General features: G+C 71.3%; 23 protein-coding genes and 2 riboswitches. Of the genes, 9 read left to right on the top strand and 14 right to left on the bottom strand.

The window, feature by feature from the left end; translation table 11 throughout:
* Positions 1-106: 106 nt before the first annotated feature.
* Together ABZ078_RS05960 and ABZ078_RS05955 are read right to left on the bottom strand one after the other, a co-directional pair.
* Positions 107-2,227, bottom strand: coding sequence for a P-loop NTPase fold protein (locus ABZ078_RS05960; protein WP_356572050.1), 2,121 nt, complete (start codon positions 2,225-2,227; stop codon positions 107-109).
* Positions 2,228-2,274: 47 nt separating this feature from the next.
* A complete protein-coding gene (locus ABZ078_RS05955; protein ID WP_356572048.1) occupies positions 2,275-2,700 on the bottom strand; it encodes an ATP-binding protein in 426 nt (141 codons plus the stop codon).
* A gap of 91 nt (positions 2,701-2,791) precedes the next feature.
* On the opposite strand from ABZ078_RS05955, the gene ABZ078_RS05950 reads away from it, so the two are divergent.
* Positions 2,792-3,640, top strand: a complete 849-nt coding sequence (locus ABZ078_RS05950; protein ID WP_356572047.1) for a helix-turn-helix transcriptional regulator — start codon at positions 2,792-2,794, stop codon at positions 3,638-3,640.
* The gene (locus ABZ078_RS05945; protein WP_356572045.1) at positions 3,600-3,872 is read left to right on the top strand and encodes a DUF397 domain-containing protein; all 273 of its coding nucleotides are present in this window, start codon (positions 3,600-3,602) and stop codon (positions 3,870-3,872) included. Before ABZ078_RS05950 ends, ABZ078_RS05945 begins: the two co-directional genes overlap by 41 nt.
* 87 nt (positions 3,873-3,959) lie before the next feature.
* On the opposite strand, the gene ABZ078_RS05940 is transcribed toward ABZ078_RS05945, so the two are convergent.
* Both ABZ078_RS05940 and ABZ078_RS05935 read right to left on the bottom strand, forming a co-directional pair.
* Positions 3,960-4,115 (bottom strand): hypothetical protein, encoded by a 156-nt coding sequence (locus tag ABZ078_RS05940; protein WP_356572043.1) that lies wholly within the window; start codon positions 4,113-4,115, stop codon positions 3,960-3,962.
* Positions 4,116-4,124: 9 nt separating this feature from the next.
* Positions 4,125-5,294 carry a steroid 3-ketoacyl-CoA thiolase gene (locus ABZ078_RS05935; protein WP_356572041.1) on the bottom strand — a complete coding sequence of 390 codons (1,170 nt, stop codon included), beginning with the start codon at positions 5,292-5,294 and terminating at the stop codon, positions 4,125-4,127.
* A gap of 191 nt (positions 5,295-5,485) precedes the next feature.
* Between ABZ078_RS05935 and ABZ078_RS05930 the strand changes: the two genes are divergently transcribed.
* Complete coding sequence (locus ABZ078_RS05930) at positions 5,486-6,721, top strand: cytochrome P450 (protein ID WP_356572039.1); 1,236 nt, start codon at positions 5,486-5,488, stop codon at positions 6,719-6,721.
* A 78-nt stretch (positions 6,722-6,799) separates the two neighbouring features.
* Here ABZ078_RS05930 and ABZ078_RS05925 read toward each other — a convergent pair whose 3' ends face one another.
* The 8 genes from ABZ078_RS05925 to ABZ078_RS05890 all read right to left on the bottom strand — a co-directional run bounded on the left by ABZ078_RS05925 (position 6,800) and on the right by ABZ078_RS05890 (position 14,649).
* Positions 6,800-7,216 (bottom strand): transglycosylase SLT domain-containing protein, encoded by a 417-nt coding sequence (locus ABZ078_RS05925; protein WP_356572038.1) that lies wholly within the window; start codon positions 7,214-7,216, stop codon positions 6,800-6,802.
* A 336-nt stretch (positions 7,217-7,552) separates the two neighbouring features.
* Positions 7,553-8,380, bottom strand: coding sequence for an ECF transporter S component (locus tag ABZ078_RS05920; protein ID WP_356572036.1), 828 nt, complete (start codon positions 8,378-8,380; stop codon positions 7,553-7,555).
* Positions 8,377-10,038, bottom strand: coding sequence for an ATP-binding cassette domain-containing protein (locus tag ABZ078_RS05915; protein ID WP_356572034.1), 1,662 nt, complete (start codon positions 10,036-10,038; stop codon positions 8,377-8,379). Before ABZ078_RS05915 ends, ABZ078_RS05920 begins: the two co-directional genes overlap by 4 nt.
* On the bottom strand, positions 10,035-11,120 hold the full coding sequence (locus ABZ078_RS05910; RefSeq protein ID WP_356572032.1) for an energy-coupling factor transporter transmembrane component T: 1,086 nt from the start codon (positions 11,118-11,120) through the stop codon (positions 10,035-10,037). The genes ABZ078_RS05915 and ABZ078_RS05910 overlap by 4 nt, the downstream gene beginning before the upstream one ends.
* On the bottom strand, positions 11,120-11,761 hold the full coding sequence (locus tag ABZ078_RS05905; protein ID WP_356572030.1) for an SCO2322 family protein: 642 nt from the start codon (positions 11,759-11,761) through the stop codon (positions 11,120-11,122). The genes ABZ078_RS05910 and ABZ078_RS05905 overlap by 1 nt, the downstream gene beginning before the upstream one ends.
* Entirely contained in the window at positions 11,758-12,999 is a 1,242-nt protein-coding gene (locus tag ABZ078_RS05900) for a prenyltransferase/squalene oxidase repeat-containing protein (protein WP_356572028.1), read from the bottom strand. The genes ABZ078_RS05905 and ABZ078_RS05900 overlap by 4 nt, the downstream gene beginning before the upstream one ends.
* A 132-nt stretch (positions 13,000-13,131) precedes the next feature.
* Positions 13,132-13,207: riboswitch (cobalamin riboswitch) on the bottom strand.
* Positions 13,208-13,282: 75 nt separating this feature from the next.
* Entirely contained in the window at positions 13,283-14,311 is a 1,029-nt protein-coding gene (locus ABZ078_RS05895; RefSeq protein ID WP_356572026.1) for an MBL fold metallo-hydrolase, read from the bottom strand.
* Positions 14,312-14,391: 80 nt separating this feature from the next.
* Positions 14,392-14,649, bottom strand: coding sequence for a hypothetical protein (locus tag ABZ078_RS05890; RefSeq protein ID WP_356572025.1), 258 nt, complete (start codon positions 14,647-14,649; stop codon positions 14,392-14,394).
* Between the two features lie 143 nt (positions 14,650-14,792).
* Here ABZ078_RS05890 and ABZ078_RS05885 point away from each other — a divergent pair, with 143 nt between their 5' ends.
* Positions 14,793-16,250 (top strand): aldehyde dehydrogenase, encoded by a 1,458-nt coding sequence (locus tag ABZ078_RS05885; protein WP_356572023.1) that lies wholly within the window; start codon positions 14,793-14,795, stop codon positions 16,248-16,250.
* A gap of 3 nt (positions 16,251-16,253) precedes the next feature.
* On the top strand, positions 16,254-16,487 hold the full coding sequence (locus ABZ078_RS05880) for a ferredoxin (RefSeq protein ID WP_356572021.1): 234 nt from the start codon (positions 16,254-16,256) through the stop codon (positions 16,485-16,487).
* Between the two features lie 132 nt (positions 16,488-16,619).
* A riboswitch (TPP riboswitch) is annotated at positions 16,620-16,811 on the top strand.
* A 1-nt stretch (position 16,812) separates the two neighbouring features.
* Here ABZ078_RS05880 and ABZ078_RS05875 read toward each other — a convergent pair.
* Complete coding sequence (locus ABZ078_RS05875) at positions 16,813-17,439, bottom strand: TetR family transcriptional regulator (RefSeq protein WP_356572019.1); 627 nt, start codon at positions 17,437-17,439, stop codon at positions 16,813-16,815.
* Between the two features lie 210 nt (positions 17,440-17,649).
* Between ABZ078_RS05875 and ABZ078_RS05870 the strand changes: the two genes are divergently transcribed.
* Genes ABZ078_RS05870 through ABZ078_RS05855 form a run of 4 tightly spaced genes read left to right on the top strand, consistent with a single transcriptional unit; the run spans position 17,650 to position 21,372 of the window.
* Positions 17,650-19,458, top strand: coding sequence for a glycosyltransferase (locus ABZ078_RS05870; protein ID WP_356572017.1), 1,809 nt, complete (start codon positions 17,650-17,652; stop codon positions 19,456-19,458).
* Positions 19,455-19,577 carry a hypothetical protein gene (locus tag ABZ078_RS05865; protein ID WP_356572015.1) on the top strand — a complete coding sequence of 41 codons (123 nt, stop codon included), beginning with the start codon at positions 19,455-19,457 and terminating at the stop codon, positions 19,575-19,577. The genes ABZ078_RS05870 and ABZ078_RS05865 overlap by 4 nt, the downstream gene beginning before the upstream one ends.
* Positions 19,571-20,305, top strand: coding sequence for a class I SAM-dependent methyltransferase (locus tag ABZ078_RS05860; protein WP_356572013.1), 735 nt, complete (start codon positions 19,571-19,573; stop codon positions 20,303-20,305). The genes ABZ078_RS05865 and ABZ078_RS05860 overlap by 7 nt, the downstream gene beginning before the upstream one ends.
* A complete protein-coding gene (locus tag ABZ078_RS05855; RefSeq protein WP_356572011.1) occupies positions 20,302-21,372 on the top strand; it encodes a prenyltransferase in 1,071 nt (356 codons plus the stop codon). Before ABZ078_RS05860 ends, ABZ078_RS05855 begins: the two co-directional genes overlap by 4 nt.
* 18 nt (positions 21,373-21,390) lie before the next feature.
* Here ABZ078_RS05855 and ABZ078_RS05850 read toward each other — a convergent pair whose 3' ends face one another.
* Positions 21,391-21,684: a hypothetical protein gene (locus tag ABZ078_RS05850; RefSeq protein ID WP_004001644.1), complete on the bottom strand. Its 294-nt coding sequence runs from the start codon at positions 21,682-21,684 to the stop codon at positions 21,391-21,393.
* Positions 21,685-21,704 lie beyond the last annotated feature (20 nt).

The following is a 21,704-nucleotide window of genomic DNA, read 5'->3' as shown; positions in this document are numbered from 1 at the left end:
TGTGCGCGTGCGGGTGTCGGCGAGTTCGGCTGCGGCCACGTGATCGAAGACGCGGAATCACAGAGCGGCGTTCAGCGGCGGACGAAGTGCGAAAGTCCCCTCCGATTCAGCCCGGGGGCATGGGCGGCAGGGCCGGCAACGACCAGGCGGTCCTGACGCGTTGGAGCGTGGACCGGGCCAGGGTGTCGGCGGTGCCGATCTCGCGGTGGGTGCGGGCGAGCGCGGCGAAGGAGCCGGCGGAGCGGTGATCGGAGGCAGCGGTGATCTGCTCCCGGGTGAGGGTCTGCGTGAAGATCCTCTTCACCGTGTCCAGCTGGTAGGCGCGGTTGGCCAGCGTCGCTCCCAGCCGCGCGCGGTCCCCGGTCGCCCCGGCCTGCTGGTGGATCAGGTGTCCCAGTTCGTCGAGTCCCTCGTGGTCGTCGAGTACGTCCCGGCGGAAGAACTGCGCGAGTTCGGAGTGCTCCTCGGAGCCGCCCGCGGTGTTGGCGATGCGGTCGACCTCGCGCCTCACCAGCCAGTCGGCCAGGTTGGCGAGCGAGCGCAGCGGTTCCGGTGACGCGTACGAGATGCCCGCGCGCGCCGTCCTCAGCAGGTCACGCGGCATGCCGCCGGACAGGCAGTAGAACAGGGCGGTGAAAGGGACCGGCAGCCCCACCACCCGACGTCCCAGCAGTCGTTCGGCCGTCGCGAGGTCGAGCGGTTCGACCCGGACGACCTCGTCTATCGCACTGTCGAAGGCGTCCCGTCGGCCGACCGGCGCCAGGTCCGCCTCCCGCAGTGCCTCGTCGGAGACCGACAGCACGAACAGGCAGTTCGGCACGTCGAAGATGGCCTTGAGCTCGTTCAGGAAGGTACGCGCGGTGGCGGCCGGCTCGATCCGGTCGAGTTCGTCGATACCGATCACCAGCCGCCGCCTCGCCTCGTCCAACTCCAGCGCGGTCCGGCCGAGGAACCTCTTCAGGGCGTCCACGATCTCGGGATACGTCTGTGGCTGCTCGGCGAGCGATGTCGCCCTCTTCGCCGACAGGTTCCAGCTCCGCCATCCGGCGCTGACGGCCGCCTCGTCCGCCTGGGTCTGGAGGTAGCGGATCGAGCGCTTGTGCCGCTCCGCCTCCCGCGCCGTGCCGAGACCCTCGTCGATCACGAGGTCGCACAGCTTGTAGAAGAGGTGCAGCATGAACTCCCGCCGGTCGAAGACGACCGGCACCGGCTCGACGAGGCTCAGCCGGGTCGGGCGGTCCTTCTCCTCGGCCTTGCAGAAGTTCTGCAGCAGCTGACTCTTGCCGACCCCGCGGGGGCCCGCCAGAGCGATGCTTCCGCCCTCCATCCCCGCGCTGATCACGGCCAGTTGACGGTCGGCCCGCGTCGGCACGTGCTCGTGGCCGGCGCGGAGCCGGCGCAGGCCCGGGGCGGAGACGATGGTGAGTTCCGTGGAGAAGTCGCGCTCGGTGCGTTCGCTGATGCGTGCCCGCATGAAGCTCAACACGGCCTGCTCCAGGGCCTCCCGCCACTCGGTCTCGGCCTGCCGCGCCGCCCGGTACCGCTCCCGCGTGTCGAGTACGGCGATCAAGTAGGAGAGGGAGAGCGACTGCTTGGCCGCGGCCGACGCGAGGGAGCGAAGCGCCAGGGGCAGGAGCACGAAGACCGTGAAGGCGGCCGTCGTGACGCCGAACCCCCAGTCGTATCCCCCCACCTCCGCCAGCGGCCGGTTGTGCCGGAGCTGCCAGGCCACCTCCGAGGGGCCCGACCCCACACCGAGCGAGCACGCCACCACCAACGGGCAGTACGCGAAGCCCCCGCTGACGAGCAGTTGACGCCCCTTGGCCGCTGGTACGCCCGCCCGCGCGTCGCGCGACAGAAGGTAGTGCACGAACCAGGACACGAAGGCCGTGCCGCAGGTGATCAAGGCGACGACCAGCAGGAATCCAAGGGCCTTGCCCGCGACGGACGTGATCGAGACGGAACGGCTCTGCGGCAGAGTGTCCCTGAGCGTGTCGCTCCAGCCGTACGCGGTCGCCGAGATGAGCAGCGCCACGGACAGCAACGCGCCGATCCCCACCAGCAGCGCGCGGAGCCGCGCCTCCAGCTCGGCCCGGGAGACAGCCTGCTGATACCTGCTCCGCGCGTCCTGGGTCTCCCCGAGAATGTCGCCACGCCGCGCCTGCGCGGCATCCTCCAGTACGCCCTCGGGCACGCCGCTGTCGCGGACCTCAGGGTCTTCGAGCACGGCCCGGAGCACTTCTTCGAAGGGGTCATCTCTCAGCATCGACACCCTCAGGTACTTCCGCACCAGCACTCGAACCACACCGCCTTGCCGCCCCCGGTCACGGAGTCCACTCCCCATTTGTCGGACACCGCGTCCAGCAGTACGAGCCCCCGACCGCCCTCGTCGTCCGGCGTCGACTCCACGCGGGACGCGGGCAGTCGGGCGCACCCGTCCGTCACCTCGACCCGCACCCCGCCCGTCCGCCGCAGGATCAGCACCTCACACCGCCGGTCCGGCACATGCCGTACGACATTGGCGACCAGCTCGGTCACGCCCAGCTCCACGGCGTCGGTCAGCTCCCGCATCTCCCACTCGTCGAGCAGCGAGCGCGCGATGGCGCGGATGTGCCGCGCGGAGTGCTCGCCGACGGTGAGGCGCAGCCGGTACTGGGCGCGGAACGGGGCCAGGTAGGTGGGGGGAAAGTATCGGTTCACGGTACGAGGGTGACCTCGCGCGACTACGCTCGGCTACGGAACGGATACAACAGGTCCCGAAGTGGGCCGAGTTGCGTGAGAGGGGTTCTGCGTGACCCACATCAACACCCTCGATCCGGGCGCCTCGCCCCTCGACTACTACGGCTTCGAGCTGCGGCGCTACCGCGAGGCCGCGGGCCTGACGCAGAAGCAGCTCGGGGACATCGTCTACTGCACCGGTTCACTGGTCGGCCAGATCGAGACGGCCAGGAAGCTGCCGACGCTGCCCTTCAGTGAGCGCGTCGATATCGCGCTGGGGACGGGTGGCGCGCTCTCCCGGTTGCATGAGCTGGTGATGCGTAGTCAACTTCCGGCCTGGTTTCAGCAGGTGGCGGAGTTGGAGGCGCGGGCGGTCGAGATCGGCACCTTCCAGACGCACATGGTGCATGGGCTCCTGCAGACCAAGGAATACGCCCGCGCTGTGCTCGGTGTGCTGGACGATACCGACCTCGACGACCGCACCGAGGTACGGCTGGCCCGTCAGCGCATCTTCGACAAGAGCGAGCCCCCGGTCTTCTGGATGATCCTGAGCGAGGCGGCGCTGCACCAGCAAATCGGCGGTCGGGAGACCATGCGCGGCCAACTGGAACGCCTGTTGTCCTTCGAGCACAATCCGAGGGTCAACGTGCAGGTGCTGCCATTTTCGGCCGGCGCGCACGCGGGATCACAGGGCTCATTCACCGTCTTCCGTTTCCCGAGCGATCCGACCATCGTCTACACCGAGGGGTACAGCAGCGGGCATCCCACCGCCAACCCAGAGACGGTCAAGGACTGCTCGCTCCGTTACGATCATCTGCAAGCCGCCGCACTCTCCCTCAAGGACTCGGCGGAGTTGATCCGGCGCGTAATGGAGGAGCGTTATGGAGAGCACCGAGATTCTGACGGGGATCCAGTGGCGTAAGTCCAGCTACAGCGGGGATCAGGGCGGCGAGTGCATCGAGTGCGCAACCACTGGCTCCCTGACCTGGACCAAGTCGACGCACAGCGGCGACCAGAACGGCCAGTGCGTCGAGGTCGCCGAAACCCCCCACACCACCATCGCCATCCGCGACTCCAAGAACCCGGCGGGGCCGATCGTCACCCTCGGCCCCGCCGCGTTCACGACCTTCGTCAACTGGACGGCGGACAACTAGAGCGCGGCCCACGGAACCCGGCAGACGTGAGGCGCGGTCCCTTCCGGGCACAACGACCTGATCACCGTCTTCCGATGGTCGTACACCTCAGCGGTCGTCGCCCCGCTCGGGATAGTCGTGGGCGACCGTCTCGCCGACGATCCGGGCCTCGCGTGCGCCCACAGCCTCGTCCACCAGTCCCCTGACCCATGCGAGCCCTTGCTCGTCCGCGTACAGACCGAACCTCAGAGTGCGCGTCCTCATGCCCTGAGGCTACAGCCGCTGGATGATCGTCCCGGTGGCGAGTCCACCCCCCGCACACATCGTCACCAGCGCGAACTCCTTGTCCGCCCGCTCCAGTTCATGCAGCGCGGTCGTGATCAGCCGGGCCCCGGTGGCCCCCACCGGGTGCCCCAGCGCGATCGCGCCGCCGTTCACGTTCACCTTCTCCAGGTCCTGCTCGAAGACCTGGGCCCAGCTCAACACCACGGACGCGAACGCCTCGTTGATCTCGACGAGGTCGATGTCCTTCAACGACATCCCCGCCTTGCCCAGCACGGCCTTGGTCGCGTCGATCGGCCCGTCGAGGTGGAAGTGCGGGTCGGCGCCCACCAGCGCCTGGGCCACGATCCGGGCCCGGGGCCGCAGCTTCAGGGCGCGAGCCATCCGCTTCGACGCCCACATGATCGCCGCCGCCCCGTCGCTGATCTGCGACGAGTTGCCCGCCGTATGGACGGCCGTCGGCATGATCGGCTTCAGCCCGGCCAGGGCCTCCGCGGAGGTGTCGCGCAGGCCCTCGTCCTTGTCGACGAGCCGCCACATGCCCTGCCCGGCGCGCTGCTCGTCCTCGGTCGTCGGGACCTGGACCGCGAAGGTCTCCCTCTTGAACCGCTCCTCCGCCCAGGCGGTCGCCGCCCGCTCCTGCGAGACCAGCCCCAGTGAGTCGACGTTCTCCCTCGTCAGCCCCCGGTGCCGGGCGATGCGCTCCGCCGCCTCGAACTGATTGGGCAGGTCGACGTTCCACTCGTCGGGGAACGGCTTGCCCGGCCCGTGCTTGGAGCCCGAGCCCAGCGGCACCCGTGACATCGCCTCGACGCCGCAGCTGATCCCCACGTCGATGACGCCCGCCGCGATCATGTTGGCCGTCATGTGGGACGCCTGCTGTGAGGACCCGCACTGGCAGTCGACCGTCGTCGCCGCCGTCTCGTACGGCAGGCCCATGGTCAGCCAGGCCGTGCGCGCGGGGTTCATGGACTGCTCGCCGGCGTGGGTCACCGTGCCGCCGACGATCTGCTCGACGCAGTCGGCGGGGATGCCCGTGCGGCCCAGGAGTTCGCGGTAGGTCTCGCCCAGGAGATAGGCGGGGTGGAGGTTGGCGAGCGCGCCGCCGCGCTTGCCGATCGGGGTGCGTACGGCTTCGACGATCACGGGTTCGGCAGCCATGGGTGCGGGTCCTCTCCGAGGCTCTGCGGAACTAGTACGCGTTCTAGTTCTGTGTTGCAGTGTGCTGACGGAGGTTCAGTGACGGCAAGGGGTGTGCGGGCAATTGGGGCGCTCATGGCTATTGCCAGTTGTAGAACCCGTTACTACCGTCACGACGACCCTCTTTGCTGATGGACCGTCAGGAGCTGTCCATGCCCTGTCCAGCGCTTCCCGACGGGTTCGACTTCACCGACCCCGATGTGCTGCACCACCGCGTGCCCCTCCCGGAGTTCGCCGAGCTGCGCCGCGCCGAACCGGTCCGCTGGATCCCGCAGTCGGGCAATGTGGCCGGATTCCAGGACGGGGGCTACTGGGCCGTGACCCGGCACGCGGACGTCAGGTACGTCTCGACGCACCCGGAGTTGTTCTCGTCCACCCTCAACACCGCGATCATCCGCTTCAACGAGCACATCGAGCGCGATGCCATCGACGCCCAGCGGCTGATCCTGCTGAACATGGACCCGCCCGAGCACACCCGGGTCCGCCAGATCGTCCAGCGCGTCTTCACCCCGCGTGCCATCCGCGCGCTGGAGGAGCGCCTGCGGACGCGGGCGCTGGCGATCGCCGCGAACGCCCGGAAGCACTCCGGCCCCTTCGACTTCGTCACCGAGGTCGCCTGCGAACTGCCCCTGCAGGCCATCGCCGAGCTCATCGGCATCCCGCAGGACGACCGGACCAAGATCTTCGACTGGTCCAACAAGATGATCGCGTACGACGATCCCGAGTACGCCATCACCGAGGAGGTCGGGAAGGAGTCGGCCACCGAGCTCATCTCCTACGCGATGACCATGGCCGCCGACCGCAAGGAGTGCCCCGCGAAGGACATCGTCACGACGCTCGTGGCGGCCGAGGACGAAGGGAATCTGCGCTCGGACGAGTTCGGGTTCTTCGTGCTGATGCTGGCCGTGGCGGGCAACGAGACCACCCGCAACGCCATCACCCACGGCATGCACGCCTTCCTCACCCACCGCGACCAGTGGGAGCTGTACAAGAGGGAGCGGCCCGCCACGGCGGCGGAGGAGATCGTCCGCTGGGCGACCCCGGTGGTCTCCTTCCAGCGTACGGCGACCCAGGACACGGAACTGGGCGGCAAGCAACTGAAGAAGGGCGACCGGGTAGGCATCTTCTACGCCTCGGCCAACCACGACCCCGAGGTCTTCGAGAACCCGGACGCCTTCGACATCACCCGCGATCCCAACCCCCACCTGGGCTTCGGCGGAGGCGGTCCCCACTACTGCCTCGGCAAGTCCCTCGCGGTGCTGGAGATCGACCTGATCTTCAACGCGGTCGCCGACGCGATGCCGGACCTGAAACTCGCCGGCGACCCCCGCCGACTGCGCTCCGCGTGGATCAACGGCGTGAAGGAACTCCGGGTCAGCACCGGCTGACGTGTCCCGAGGGCGAAGGCGGCGGCCCCGGGGATCGAGGGGCCGCCGCCTTCAGCTCTGCCGGCAGGGTCGGTCGGCTCAGTACCAGCCGTTCGACTGCCAGAAGTTCCAGGCGCCGCACGGGCTGCCGTAACGGTCCTTCATGTAGTCCAGGCCCCACTCGATCTGGGTGGCCGGGTTGGTCTTCCAGTCGGAACCGGCGGAGGCCATCTTGTTGCCCGGCAGGGCCTGGACGAGGCCGTAGGCGCCGGAGGAGGAGTTGGTGGCGTCGACGTTCCAGTCGCTCTCGTGGTCGACGATCTTCGCGAAGCACTGGTACTGGGCCGAGTCCGAGATCATCTTCTTCGCGATCTTCTGCGCCGAGCCGGCCTCGGTCGTCGCGGCCTGCGCGGGCGCGGCGGCGAACAGCGTGCCGGCGGTGGCGACGGCCAGAGCGGCACCGGCGATGGCCTTCTTCGGGGCGGAGACGCGGCGGAAGGTGGAAACGACGGACACGGGGAGCCTTTCTTCGGGGACAGGGCGCCGCGGGCATGCCGGAACCACGCGAGGCGAGGCGGGGGGCATGCGTCGGCGCCGCGGCCCTGAGGGCACGTCGGCGCCGTGCGACGTCGTCCAGACAAGCAGGCCCGGAAGATGTCCGCAATGAGCCCTTTTGCTAGTTGTGGCCGTATGTCCGAGGGGCGGACCTTGTGTGATGCGGCTCTCAATGTGCAGGTCGGAGGCGCTTTTGCCGCGTACATGGCGTCCGGTTTGCACCACTAAAGAGGCTCGTAGGTGATCCGGGTCATGTGGGGTGCTTCACCGTGGGTGTGACGGTCCGCGCGCGAGCTTTCACCGTGCGGGAGCGTCGAATGTGACCGGGCTCTCGAAGGCCGCCCGGCGGGTGGCCCGGCGCAGCGCCTTGAGGATCGCCGGGCCGAGGGTGAGGGTGAGGACCACGGTGGCGATCGCCCTGCCCAGGTCCCAGCCGAGCGAGGTGGCCAGGCAGTACGCGACGAAGCGGGCGAGGTTGGCCAGGGGCCCGGCCTGCGGGTCGGGGGCGATGGTCGAGCCGTCCGCGAGGAGGTAGGGCCAGCCCTGCATGTTCATCACCGTGCCGTAGGCGAAGGCGGCGAGGAAGCCGTAGCCGGCCAGCAGGAGCAGCTCACCGCGGCCGCGCAGACGGTCCGGGCCCGGCAGCAGCCCGGCGCCCATCGTGAACCAGCCCATCGACAGCATCTGGAACGGCATCCACGGCCCCACCCCGCCCGTGAGCAGCGCGGACGCGAACATCGTCAGCGCGCCGAGGACGAAGCCGAAGCCGGGGCCGAGCACCCGGCCGCTGAGCACCATCAGGAAGAACATCGGCTCGATGCCGGCCGTGCCCGCGCCGAGGGGGCGCAGGGCGGCGCCGGTCGCCGCCAGCACGCCCAGCATCGCCACCGCCTTCGGGCCGAGCCCGGACTCGGAGATCGTCGCCGCGACGACGGCGACCAGCAGGACCAGCAGTCCGGTGAACAACCAGGGCGCGTCCTTGGCGTGCGCGCTGACCTGGGAGGCGGGGGGTGCGAGGAAGGGCCAGCCGAGCGCGGCGACGCCGACCGCGCTGACCAGCGCGAGGGCGGCGAGGGAGCGGGGGCCGAGGCGGATGGGGCGGGCCTGCCGCTGAGCGCCGGTCATGACAGGGCCTGCCGTACCTGCGCGACCGTGAGCCACTGCTGCGGGGCCAGGATCTTGGTGACCTGCGGGGCGAAGGAGGGGGAGGAGACGACGACCTCGGCCGTCGGGCCGTCGGCGATCACCTCGCCCTCGGCGAGCAGGACGACCCGGTCGGCCAGCTCGGCGGCCAGCTCCACGTCATGGGTGGCCAGGACGATCGCGTGTCCTCGGGCGGCGAGGTCGCGCAGCAGGGCGACCAGGCGTGCCTTCGCCGCGTAGTCGAGTCCGCGGGTCGGTTCGTCGAGGAGCAGGAGCGGAGGGCGGGCGGTCAGGACGACGGCCAGGGCGAGGGTCAGCCGCTGGCCCTCGGAGAGGTCACGGGGGTGGGTGTCGTCGGGTATGCCCGGGAGGAGCTCAAAGACGAGGGCGCGGCAGGTGCCGGGCGCCGCGCCCACGTCGGCGTCGGCGGCCGCGCACTCGGCGGCGACCGTGTCGGCGTACAGCAGGTCGCGGGGTTCCTGCGGGACGAGGCCGGGGGTTCCGGCGACGGTGACCGAGCCGGCGGAGGGTTCGATGAGGCCGACCAGGGTGTTGAGGAGGGTGGACTTTCCCGCGCCGTTGCGGCCCATGACGGCGGTGATGTCGCCGGGGGTGACGGTGAGGTTGATGTCGCTCAGGGCTTGGATGCGGTCACGGGTGACCGTGAGGGCTTTCACCTCGGCTGTGTGGGGGGTTGTCGGGGTGGTGGGGGTGCGCCTGCGCCGGAACCAGCGGCTGCGGGTTTGCTGTGGTTGGTCGTGCCCACGCGGCGGTAGCCGCACATCGGATGCAGCCCCGCGCCCCTTCAGGGCGATGCGGTCCCGCCCCCTGAGTTGTTCCCGCAAGCCCGCCGCCCGACGCCGTGCGTCCCGCACCGTCAGGGGCAGCGGGGACCAGCCCGCGAGGCGGCCGAGGTCGACGACCGGCGGATACACCGGGGACACGGCCATCACCTCCGCCGGAGCACCGAGGACCGGGGCCGCGCCCGGGGACGGCAAAAGGACGAGCCGGTCGGCGTACTGGACGACCCGTTCCAGGCGGTGTTCGGCCATCAGGACCGTCGTGCCGAGGTCGTGGACGAGGCGCTGGAGGACGGCGAGGACCTCTTCCGCGGCGGCGGGGTCCAGGGCCGAGGTCGGCTCGTCGAGAACCAGCGCCCTGGGGTGCGGGGTGAGGACCGAGCCGATCGCCACGCGCTGCCGCTGGCCGTCGGAGAGTGTGGCGATGGAGCGGTCGCGCAGGTCGGCCAGGCCCAGCAGGTCGAGGGTCTCCTCGACGCGGCGGCGCATGACGTCCGGGGCGAGGCCCAGCGACTCCATGCCGTAGGCGAGTTCGTCCTCGACGGTGTCGGTCACGAAGTGGGAGAGCGGGTCCTGGCCCACGGTGCCCACCACGTCGGCGAGTTCGCGCGGCTTGTGGGTGCGGGTGTCCCGGCCCGCCACCGTGACCCGGCCGCGCAGGGTGCCGCCGGTGAAGTGCGGCACGAGCCCGCTCACCGCGTTGAGCACGGTGGACTTGCCGACCCCGGACGGGCCGACGAGGAGGACCAGTTCACCTTCCGGAACCTCGAAGTCCACGCCTTGGACGGTGGGTTCGGTGGCACCGTCGTACGTCACGGAGACGTTCTCGAAGCGGATCACGACGGCTCCTTGAGGGCGGGACTGCGGGGTGCGGGACTCACGAAGGCGGGGAGCAGGCCGAGGAGGACGGCCGCCGCGGGCCACAGGGGCAGGGTGGGTGCGACGAGGGGGACCACGCCGGGGTTCAGGGCGGCCGGGTCGCGGCCGGCGGCGAGGACCAGCAGGGCGGCGACCGCCGCGCCGGAACCGCTGACCAGCCAGGCACGGGCGTCCCAGCGGTCCGGACGGTACCGGGTGCGCAGGGCACGGCGGCCGCCGAGGCGGAGCCCGGCCAGCGCGGCGGCGAGCCCGGCCAGCAGCACCGGCAGCCCGTACGTCGCGCCCTCGGCGCTCAGCAGCCCGTACGTTCCCGCGCAGACGCCCAGCAGGCCGCCGAGGGTCAGCGCGCCGGTCGTACGGCGGACGCGAGGCGGGACGTCGGCGCCGCGGCCGTAGCCGCGGGCGTCCATCGCGGCGGCGAGGGCGACCGAACGCTCCAACGCGCCCTCCAGGACCGGGAGTCCGACGTGCAGGAGGCCGCGGATGCCGCGGTCGGGCCGGCCGCGCAGACGGCGGGCGGCGCGCAGGCGCTGGACGTCGGCGATCAGGTGCGGGGCGTAGGTGAGGGCGACGACCACCGCGACGCCCATCTCGTAGAGGGCGCCGGGGAGGGACTTCAGCAGACGGGTGGGGTGGGCGAGCGCGTTCGCCGCGCCCACGCAGATCAGGAGCGTGGCCAGCCGCAGGCCGTTGTAGAGGGCGTGGACGAGGGTCTCGGCGGTGACCTTCCCGCCGAGCCGGATGCCCTGCGCCCAGTCGGGCAGGGGGAGTTCGGGGAGGGTGACGATCACGTGCGTGCCGGGGACGGGGGAGCCGAGGGCCACGGCGAAGAAGAGACGGATGACGAGTACGGCGAGGGCGAGCTTGAGGAAGCCGGCGTAGGAGCGGGCCCAGGGGGCGTCGGGGCGGCAGGTCGCCACGACGTAGGCGGACGTCGCTATGAGGAGGGCGAGGAGGAGGGGGTTGGTGGTGCGGGTGGCGGCGGTGCCGAGGGCGAGGGCCCAGAGCCACCAGGCGCCGGGGTGCAGCTGTGCCCCGGCCATCAGGCTCGCCGCCGCCGCGCCTGCCAGATCGCTGCCGCGCCGAGTACGGCCACCATGGCGATTCCCGCCACCAGGCCCAGCGACGGGCCGCCGCCGTCCGAGGCGTCCCTCTTCTCGGCCGCGGTCTTGTCGGTCGCCGTCCCGGACACCTGCTCCCCGCACCCCTTCTGCGGGTAGCCCGCGATCGCGCACAGGAGGGCGTTGGTGTCGTAGCGCAGGGGCCTGGCCACCGCGGCCAGGGCCTGAGCCGTCGTCGCGTCCGGGGCGACGCGCGCGCAGACGGCGCGGCGGGCCGGCGGTGTCTCGGCCGACGGGGCGTCCGCCGGGGTGCCGAAGTCGATGACCAGGGCGACCCGCTTCTCGCCGTCCCGCGCCGGTGTCCTCGCGCAGATCACCTCGAACACGGCGGCGCCGCGCGGCCGTGCCGCGTCCTTCGAGTCCTCGCTGACCGAGAACCGGAAGCCCTGGACGTCGCCGTCGGACGGGCGGGCGGTGGAGGGGCCCTGGGTGGCGTAGGTCCAGGTGTCGCCGTCGCGGTCCCAGAAGGACCAGTAGCGGTAGCCGGCCGCCTGGGCGGTCGGGGCCAGTCCCGTGAGGACGGCCAGCGCGGCCAGGAGCGTGACGAGAGCGCGGCGGATCACTGCCGAGGCCCCTTGTTGCGGCCGCTGATCAGGAATCCGACGCCGATGCCCGCGACCAGGCCGACGCCGATGATCCACCACAGGCTGACGCCGCCGTTGTCGTCGTCCTCCCGCTCCGCGGCCTTCGCCGACGCCGTCACCGACCCGTTCACCGCCGACTGCGGTGCCGGACCCGTGGCGTTGAGCCGCTTGACGAGGTCCGCGCCGCCGAAGTCCCGCGGGTCGGTGCCGGTCGCGTGGGCGGCGAAGATGAGCTGGGCGTACGCGGCGGGGCCGCTCTGCTCGGCCCAGGCGGCGTAGTTGCCCTCCAGCCAGAGCAGGGCCTGTCGGCCCCGCTCGGTCAGGCCCGCGGCGGCCAGCGCCACCACCGCGTCGGCGGTGTTGCCGTAGTCGGGCTGGTCCTCGGCACCGGGCATCGCGGACTTCAGATACCCGGTCCCGCTCAGGGCGCGGCCGAGGTGGACGGCGCCGTTGAGGGCCGCGTCGGCGGGCGTCGGGTTCTTGCCGCCCAGGCACTTCTGGGCGTCCGCGGGCGCCTTGCCCGCCGTCGCCACGAGCCCCTTGCCGAGGACACCGACCACACCCGCGGCGGTCGCGTCGGCGTTGGCCGCCGGCGCGCCCTTCTTGTCGGGCTGGAACGCGAACGCCCCGGCGTCCTCGTCGCCGCACGGCAAGGACAGCTTCAGCAAGGCGTCGTACGGGGAGTTGCCGCCCTTGCGCACGTCGCCCGGCTTCTCACCGACGGCCGCGAGCGCGCCGACCACGACGGAGGTCGAGTTCGTGTCGCTCGCGCCTCCCGGCAGGTACCCCCAGCCACCGTCCTTGTTCTGCACGGACTTCAGCCAGGCCACGGCCTTGCCGGTCGCGACGCCGTGGCCGCCGAGCGCGGCGAGGGCCTGGACGGCGGCGGCCGTGCTGTTGGTGTCGACCGGGGTCTTCGGACCGCAGCCCTTCGAGACGTCGGCGCGGAACGGGGCGAACGCCCCGTCGACGCACTGCTGCCCGGTGAGCCAGTCCACGGCCTTCGCCGCCGGCTTCACGCCCACCGTGTCCTGGGCGAGCAGCGCGAGGGACTGGCGCCACACGCCGTCGTACGTCGGGTCGGTCGTGCCGTACAGACCGGCGGGGAGCGCCACGGACGGCGACGCGGACGGGGACGGGTCGGCGGCGAAGGCGGGCGTGACCGTGCCGATCACGGTGACGGCGGCCAGGACCGCGGCGCTGCGGCGGACGTACATGATCGGCGGATGCCCTTCCCTGAGGGGCCGGGCAGCACAGGGGAGACCCCGGGCGGCTCGGCTCCGTATGCCTCGACGGTGCCGTGCTCCGGCCGGCTGCCGGGGCACGTGAGCCGGTCACGAGTCCGTACGGGGCGATCCGGCTCACCGGCTTTTCGACCACCGGTTCACGGTTGCGGGTCAGCGCCGGATTTGCACCGGCTTCCCCCCGTACGGGCGTGATGACGACGCGGCCACTCTACCGGCCCGTAGGGAAGCGGCCGAGGGAGGCCGTGGTGGTCCTTCACACCGCCACGTACGCCACCGGCTCACTCCCCGCCACCGCCTCCGCCCTCCCCAGCTTCACCAGCCGCCGCAGGTGGGCCTCCGCCTCCGCGATCGCGATGTTCCGTGAGCCGTAGGGGATGTCGTCCCAGGGTCGGTTCCACTCCATGCGCTCGGCGAGCCGCCAGGGCGTGAGGGGCTCGGCGAGGAGGGTGAGGAGGCCGGTGAGGCGGGTCTCGTGGTGGGCCAGTAACTCCCGTACGCGGGCGGGCGCGTCGGTGAAGGTGTGCTGGTGGGCCGGGAGGACCTCGGCGGGGGCGAGGCGGCCGACGCGTTCGAGGGAGTCGAGGTAGTCGCCGAGGGGGTCGGTGACGGTGGTGTCGTCGGGGTCCTCGTACAGGCCGATGTGCGGGGTGATCCCGGGAAGCAGGTGGTCGCCGGAGAACAGGCGGCCGTGGCCCGGGAGTTGGGCCGGGTGGGTCTCTTCCAGGTGGAGGCAGACGTGGCCGGGGGTGTGGCCCGGGGTCCAGATCGCGCGCAGGCGGCGGCCGGGGAGGTCGAGGAGCTCGCCGGGGACGATGTCGCGGTCGGGCGGGGCGGGGGCGAAGCCGGGCAGGGTGCCCGGGCGGCGGGCGGCGCGGAGCGGGGACACATGGGCCTCGGGGGCGCCGGCCGCGGTGAGCTTGTCCGCCATGTAGGAGAACCAGCGCTCGGGGCGGGTCGCGCGGGTGCGCCGGACGATCGCCGCGTCCGCCGCGTGCATCGCGATCCAGGCGCCGGATGCCTCGCGAACCCTGCCGGACAGGCCGTGGTGGTCGGGGTGGTGATGGGTGATGACGACGCCGTGGATCTCGCCGGGCGCGGTCCCGCACGCCGTCAGCCCCTCGGTGAGGGTCTCCCAGGAGGCCGGGTCGTCCCAGCCGGTGTCGATGAGCACCGGACCGCGGTCGGTGTCGACGACGTACACCAGGGTGTGGCCGAGTGGGTTGTCCGGGATGGGGACCTCGATGGACCGGACGCCGCCGCCGTGGTCGTGCACCTGCGCCATGGGATCCCCAATCGCCGCGACACGTTCCGGCCGACCGGGTCACTATAACTAGAACAGGTTGCGATGGGAGCCCGAGTCATCTACCAGCAGTCCGGCGAGAGCAGCGAAGGGAAGTGCTCGCAGGGGTTCCAGACCGGCATCTCGGCGGGCTCGGCCCGCCGGATGCGCTCGGGGGTCCAGTACTTCCTGATCTCCTCCGGACTCTTCGTCTCCCGGTGCACGATCACCCCGTTGCCGCGCTTCACGTCGTCCCAGGACGACGCCAGCCATGCGGCGCCGCAGGCGGCCACCGTCATGGTCGTGGCGAACGCCGCCCAGTGCCGCTTGCTCGCTGCCATCCCCTTGCCCTCTCCCCGACTTGATCAGCGTAGAGGCGAGCTGTGTGCGGCCCGTGGACTCCTCCGGGTGGAACTGGTATCAGTTCCGTGTATCCGAGTATCTGATGGATCGTCAGAATTACGCTCCGGGGAGGCAGTCGGCCATGACCGAGCTCGTGGAACACGGACAGCTTTTCATCGGCGGGGAGTTGACCGACCCCCTGGGCAAGGACGTCATCGAGGTGATCTCCCCGCACACCCAGGAGGTCATCGGGCGGGTGCCGCACGCCTCGCCGGCCGACGTCGACCGGGCGGTGGCGGTGGCGCGGAAGGCGTTCGACGAGGGACCCTGGCCGCGGATGAGCCTCGACGAGCGGATCGAGGTCGTCACCCGTGTCAAGGACGGCATCGCGCTGCGGCACGAGGAGCTCGCCCGCGTGATCTCCTCCGAGAACGGCTCCCCGTACTCCTGGAGCGTGCTCGCCCAGGCGCTCGGCGCGATGATGGTCTGGGACGCGGCGATCACGGTCGCGCGGAACTTCACGTACGAGGAGCGGCGCGACGGCGTGCTGGGCAAGATCCTCGTGCGGCGGGAGCCGGTCGGAGTCGTGGCCGCCGTAGTGCCCTGGAACGTCCCGCAGTTCATCGCCGCCGCGAAGCTCGCGCCCGCGCTGCTCACCGGCTGCACGGTGGTGCTCAAGCCGGCGCCGGAGTCGCCGCTCGACGCGTATCTCCTGGCGGAGATCGCGAAGGACGCCGGGCTGCCGGACGGGGTCCTGTCCATCCTCCCCGCGGAGCGCGAGGTGAGCGAGTACCTGGTCGGGCACCCCGGGATCGACAAGGTCTCCTTCACCGGCTCGGTGGCGGCCGGCAAGCGCGTCATGGAGGTCGCCGCCCGCAACCTCACCCGCGTGACCCTGGAACTGGGCGGCAAGTCGGCGGCCGTGGTCCTCCCGGACGCGGACGTCGAGGCGACGGTCGCCGGCGTCGTCCCGGCGGCCTGGATGAACAACGGCCAGGCATGCGTGGCCCAGACGCGGATCCTGCTCCCGCGCTCCCGCTACGACGAGTTCGCGGAGGCGTTCGCGGCGGCGGCCGGCGCGCTGGTGGTCGGCGACCCGCTCGACCCGGCGACCCAGGTGGGCCCGCTGGTGGCGGAGCGGCAGCAGCGCAGGAACCTCGACTACATCCGCGTCGGCCAGGAGGAGGGCGCGAAGATCCTCACCGGCGGCGGGCGTCCGCCGGGTCTGGACAAGGGCTGGTACGTCGAGCCGACCCTCTTCGGGGACGTCGACAACTCCATGCGGATCGCACGCGAGGAGATCTTCGGCCCGGTGATCTGCCTGCTGCCCTACGGCGACGAGTCCGAGGCCGTGAAGATCGCGAACGACTCCGACTACGGCCTGAGCGGCAGCGTCTGGACCGCCGACACCGCACACGGCATCGACATCGCCCGCCGCGTCCGCACCGGCACGTACTCGGTGAACACCTTCAGCCTGGACATGCTGGGCCCGTTCGGCGGCTACAAGAACTCCGGGCTGGGACGCGAATTCGGCCCCGAGGGGTACGGCGCATACCTGGAGCACAAGATGATCCACCTCCCGGCGGACTGGGAGGCGTAGGGGATGGGCGACCGCTGGCACGTCGAGGTCGACCGGTCGGTGTGCATCGGCTCGGCCCAGTGCGTCCACCACGCCCCCGACGGCTTCCGCCTCGACACCGGCCGCCAGTCCCATCCGGCCGACCCGGAGACCGACGCGAACGAGGGGATCCTGGCCGCGGCGGAGAGCTGCCCGGTGGAGGCGATCGTGATCACGATGCTGGGAAGCGGGGAACCGGTGTTCCCGCCCGAGGACTAGCCGGAGGACTGGCCGGAGGGCCGGCGGAGGGCCGGCCGGAGTACCAGCCGTCACGCGCCCGAAAACGGGCGAAAAAAGTCCCTTCGGGGGGTTCTATTCCCGGATGAACGTCTTATCCTGGAGGTAGGCCTACGGGACGAGTGAGGGAGCCCGAACCGGAGTAGCCGACTCTGGCGGGAAGCGGACAGCTTCCGCTGGGGCCGACATCGACGGTCCGGGCTGAGAGGCCGGAAAGTCGGAAGACCGAGAGGTCGGAAGACCGGAAGGCGACCCCCAGTACCTGATCCGGGTAATACCGGCGCAGGGAACCCGTCTCGTAGGTCATTCACATGCCCGCGGAGCCCTCGGGAGCCGTCAGGTCGATCAGGCGGCAGACCGTCTCGATGTCGATCTTCACCTGGGCGATCGAGGCGCGGCCCGAGAGCCAGGTGATCAGGGCCGAGTGCCAGGTGTGCTCGATGACACGGACCGCGGAGAGCTGCTCCGGTGTCGGGTCCTCCAGGCCCATCGCGTCCAGGATGATCACCGTCGTCTGCCGGGACACCTGGTCGACCTCGGGGGACACACTCCGGTCGGCGAAGGTCAGGGCCCGCACCATCGCGTCGGCCAGATGCGGCTCGCGCTGCAGCGCGCGAAAGGCACGCATCAGCGTCTCCGCCACCCGCTGCGCCGCCGTCTCCCCCTGGGGCGGCTTCTTGCGCAGCGTGCCGTGCATGTGCTCCAACTGGTCCTGCATCGTGGCGACCAGCAGATGCACCTTGGACGGGAAGTAGCGGTACAGCGTGCCGAGCGCCACCTGCGAGGACTCCGCGACCTCCCGCATCTGCACGGCGTCGAAACCACCCCGGCTCGCGAGCTGCGCGCTGGCGTGCAGGATGCGCCGGCGGCGGGCCTCCTGCCGCTCGGTGAGGGGCGGTGAGGCGGGGAGTGCGCTACTGGCTTCCGCAGGCATGGATCCCGTTCCGTGACAGTCGGTGAGGGTGAGTGACCGGACAGAGCATGCCAGGGCATCGGCCGTGGCGTGAATCACCTGATCCATCGCTCACAGCGGCGCTACCTGCCGGTAGATTCAGAGCCTCTTGAACGATCAAGTCTGAAACTTGTTCTAGATTAGCGTCCCGGCGTAGTCTCGCGGGACAGAGCAGGGAGAAGGGGGCCTGGAGTGACCGCTGAGGCCAGGGAGGCCGGGTCCCCGAAGGACCTTGCCGCCGACGGCGAGCGACCGCTCGACATCGCGCTTCTCACCTATAAAGGGAACCCGTTCTGCGGCGGCCAGGGCGTCTATGTCCGGCACCTCTCCCGCGAGCTGGCCCGCCTCGGCCACCGCGTCGAGGTCATCGGCTCCCAGCCCTACCCCGTCCTCGACGACGGCGAGGACTACGCCGGCCGCCTCACCCTCACCGAGCTCCCCAGCCTCGACCTCTACCGGCAGCCCGACCCCTTCCGCACCCCGGGGCGCGACGAGTACCGCGACTGGATCGACGCGCTGGAAGTGGCGACCATGTGGACCGGCGGTTTCCCCGAGCCGCTGACCTTCTCGCTGCGCGCCCGCCGCCATCTGCGCGCCCGGCGCGGCGAGTTCGACGTCGTGCACGACAACCAGACGCTGGGCTACGGCCTGCTGGGCGACGTGGGCGCACCCCTCGTCACCACCATCCACCACCCCATCACCGTCGACCGCCAGTTGGAGCTGGACGCGGCGCCGAACTGGCAGCGGCGGATGTCCGTACGCCGGTGGTACGCCTTCACCCGCATGCAGAAGCGCGTCGCACGCCGCCTGCCGTCGGTACTGACCGTGTCGGGCACGTCCCGCGCGGAGATCGTCGACCATCTCGGCGTACGCCAGGACCGCGTCCACGTCGTCCACATCGGCGCGGACACCGACCTCTTCTCGCCGAATCCCTCGGTACGGCAGATCCCCGGCCGGATCGTCACGACCTCCAGCGCCGACGTCCCGCTCAAGGGCCTGGTCTTCCTCGTCGAGGCACTCGCCAAGGCCCGCACCGAGCACCCCGACGCCCACCTCGTCGTCGTCGGCAAACGGCCCGAGGAAGGGCCGGTCGCCCAGGCGATCGAGCGGTACGGCCTCGAAGGCGCCGTCGACTTCGTCAAGGGCATCTCGGACGCCGAACTCGTCGACCTGGTGCGCTCGGCGCAGGTGGCGTGCGTGCCCTCGCTGTACGAGGGCTTCTCCCTGCCGGCCGCCGAGGCCATGGCCACGGGGACACCGCTGGTCGCCACGACCGGCGGGGCGATCCCGGAGGTCGCCGGCCGGGACGGGGAGACCTGCCTGGCGGTGCCCCCGGGCGACCCCGGCGCGCTGGCCGCCGCACTGAGCCGACTGCTGGGCGACGAGGAACTGCGCCTTCGCCTGGGAACGGCCGGACGGGAGCGCGTCCTCCAGCACTTCACCTGGGCACGCGCCGCCGAGGGCACGGTGGCCCGGTACCGGGAGGCCATGGGCGACGCGTCGGGTGGGGGATCCGGGCGCTGGGCGGTGAGGGACGCCGACCGTTCCACGGTGACGGGTGCGGGTCGCTCGGCGGTGGCCGGTGCTGACTCCTCGGTGGCTTCGGGCACGGGTCGTTCGGCGGTGAGGGGTACCGGCCGCTCTGGGGTGACGGATGCCGACCGCTCGGCGGTGGCCGGTGGCGGTCGTTCGGTGGCGACGGATGCCGACCGCTCTGCGGTGACCGGTGGCGGTCGTTCGGTGGCGACGCGTGCTGACCGCTCTGGGGTGACGGATGCCGACCGCTCGGCGGTGACCGGTGCTGACGTCGCTGTGGCGTCGGGCACGGGGCGCTCGGCGGTGGGGGATGCCGGGCGGTCCGCGGTGACCGGTGGTGGTCGTTCCGAGGTGGGGGACAGTGGTGGCTCCGCGCTCCGGACGCCCGGTCGTTCCGGGGTCTCACCGGAAGCCGGCCCGGCGCGGGTGACCGAGGCCGCGAAGGTCGGCGAGGTCGCTCAATGACCGCCGTACCCACGACCGTCGACGCCGGCCGCTCCAGCTGCCCCGCCAACCGCCCCGGCTCCTCGCACCACTTCACCCGCTCCACCCGCTCCGACCGCGAAAGCAGGCCCACGTGCTGACCGTCGACTTCTCCCGGTTCCCGCTCGCCCCGGGCGACCGTGTCCTGGACCTCGGCTGCGGTGCCGGCCGGCACGCGTTCGAGTGTTATCGGCGCGGCGCCCAGGTCGTGGCGCTGGACCAGAACGGTGAGGAGATCCGCGAGGTCGCGAGGTGGTTCGCCGCGATGAAGGAGGCAGGGGAGGCCCCCGAGGGCGCGACCGCCACGGCGATGGAGGGCGACGCGCTCGCGCTGCCCTTCCCGGACGAGTCCTTCGACGTCGTCATCATTTCCGAGGTCATGGAGCACATCCCCGACGACAAGGGCGTCCTCGCCGAGATGGTGCGGGTGCTCAGGCCGGGCGGCCGTATCGCCATCACCGTCCCGCGCTACGGCCCCGAGAAGGTCTGCTGGGCGCTGTCCGACGAGTACCACGAGGTCGAGGGCGGCCACATCCGCATCTACAAGGCGGACGAACTGCTGGCGAAGATCCGCGAGGCCGGCCTCAAGCCGTACGGCACCCACCACGCCCACGCCCTGCACTCGCCGTACTGGTGGCTGAAGTGCGCGTTCGGTGTCGACAACGACAAGGCGCTGCCGGTGCGCGCGTACCACAAGCTGCTCGTCTGGGACATCATGAAGAAGCCGCTGGCCACCCGGGTCGCCGAACAGGCGCTGAACCCGCTGATCGGCAAGAGCTTCGTGGCGTACGCGACCAAGCCCCATCTCCCCCTGGTGGACGCCAAGTGACGACCCCCCGGACAGAACACCTCGTCCTGCCCGGGGTCCTCACCGCCGAGCAGGCCGCCGCGACCGTCGCGGGGATCCTCGCCGTACAGCGGGAGGACGGGGCGATCCCGTGGTTCCGCGGGCACCACCTCGACCCGTGGGACCACGTCGAGGCGGCGATGGCGCTGGACACGGCCGGTGAGCACGCGGCCGCCGAGCGGGCGTACACCTGGCTGGCGACGCACCAGAACGAGGACGGCTCCTGGTACGCCGCCTACCATGACGGCGCCTTCGACGACGTCACCGACACCGGCCGCGAGACCAACTTCGTCGCCTACACGGCCGTAGGCGTCTGGCACCACTATCTCTCCACCGGCGACGACACCTTCCTGGACCGCATGTGGCCGTCCGTCCGGGCGGCGATCGAGTTCGTGCTCCAACTCCAGCAGCCCGGCGGCCAGATCGGCTGGCGGCGCGACGAGGACGGCACGGCGACGGCGGACGCGCTGCTGACCGGGTCCTCCTCCATCCACCACGCGCTGCGCTGCGCGCTGGCGATCGCCGAGCAGCGTGAGGAGCCGCAGCCGGACTGGGAGCTGGCGGCCGGGGCGTTGCGGCACGCGATCCGCCGCCACCCGGAGCGGTTCCTGGACAAGGACCGCTACTCGATGGACTGGTACTACCCGGTGCTGGGCGGCGCGTTGACGGACGCGGAGGCCAAGTCCCGTATGGAGGAGGGCTGGGGCCGCTTCGTCGTCCCCGGCCTCGGCGTGCGCTGCGTCGTCCCCAACCCGTGGGTGACGGGCGGGGAGTCGGCCGAACTCGCCCTCGCGCTCTGGGCGATGGGCGAGTCCGACCGGGCGCTGGACATCCTGCAGTCGATCCAGCACCTGCGCGACCCGGAGAGCGGCCTGTACTGGACGGGCTACGTCTTCGACGACGACGCCGTCTGGCCGCGTGAGCTGACCACGTGGACGGCGGGGTCGTTGCTGCTGGCGGTCGCCGCGCTCGGCGGCCATGACGCGACCTGCGCGGTGTTCGGCGGCGAGCACCTGCCGAGGGGACTGGACCCGGACTGCTGCGACTGAGTCCGAGTCGTCCGGGTCTCAGTGCCGGTGCACACGGTTGGCGATCGCGTGGCCCACGAACAGGTAGACCACCGCGGCCAGCCCGTACCCGGCCACGACCCTCGCCCATGCCTCGTCGAACGTGAACAGGTCGTGGGACCAACCCGCCAGCCAGCGCGCCGCGTCGTGGACGAACTGCACGAAGTCGTTCGCGCGGTTGGCGTCCAGCAGGTACATCAGGATCCACAGGCCCAGGATGAGGGCCATGATGTCGGCGACGATCGCAATGACCGTGCCGGCCTGGTTCGCACCGTTGCGATATCGAGGGGACATGCCCTCCGGGTAGCCCTCGA

The sequence above is a fragment of the Streptomyces sp. NPDC006385 genome, assembly GCF_040612485.1.
In the GTDB taxonomy this organism is placed as follows: domain Bacteria; phylum Actinomycetota; class Actinomycetes; order Streptomycetales; family Streptomycetaceae; genus Streptomyces.
This window is presented reverse-complemented; position numbering and strand designations above follow the sequence as displayed.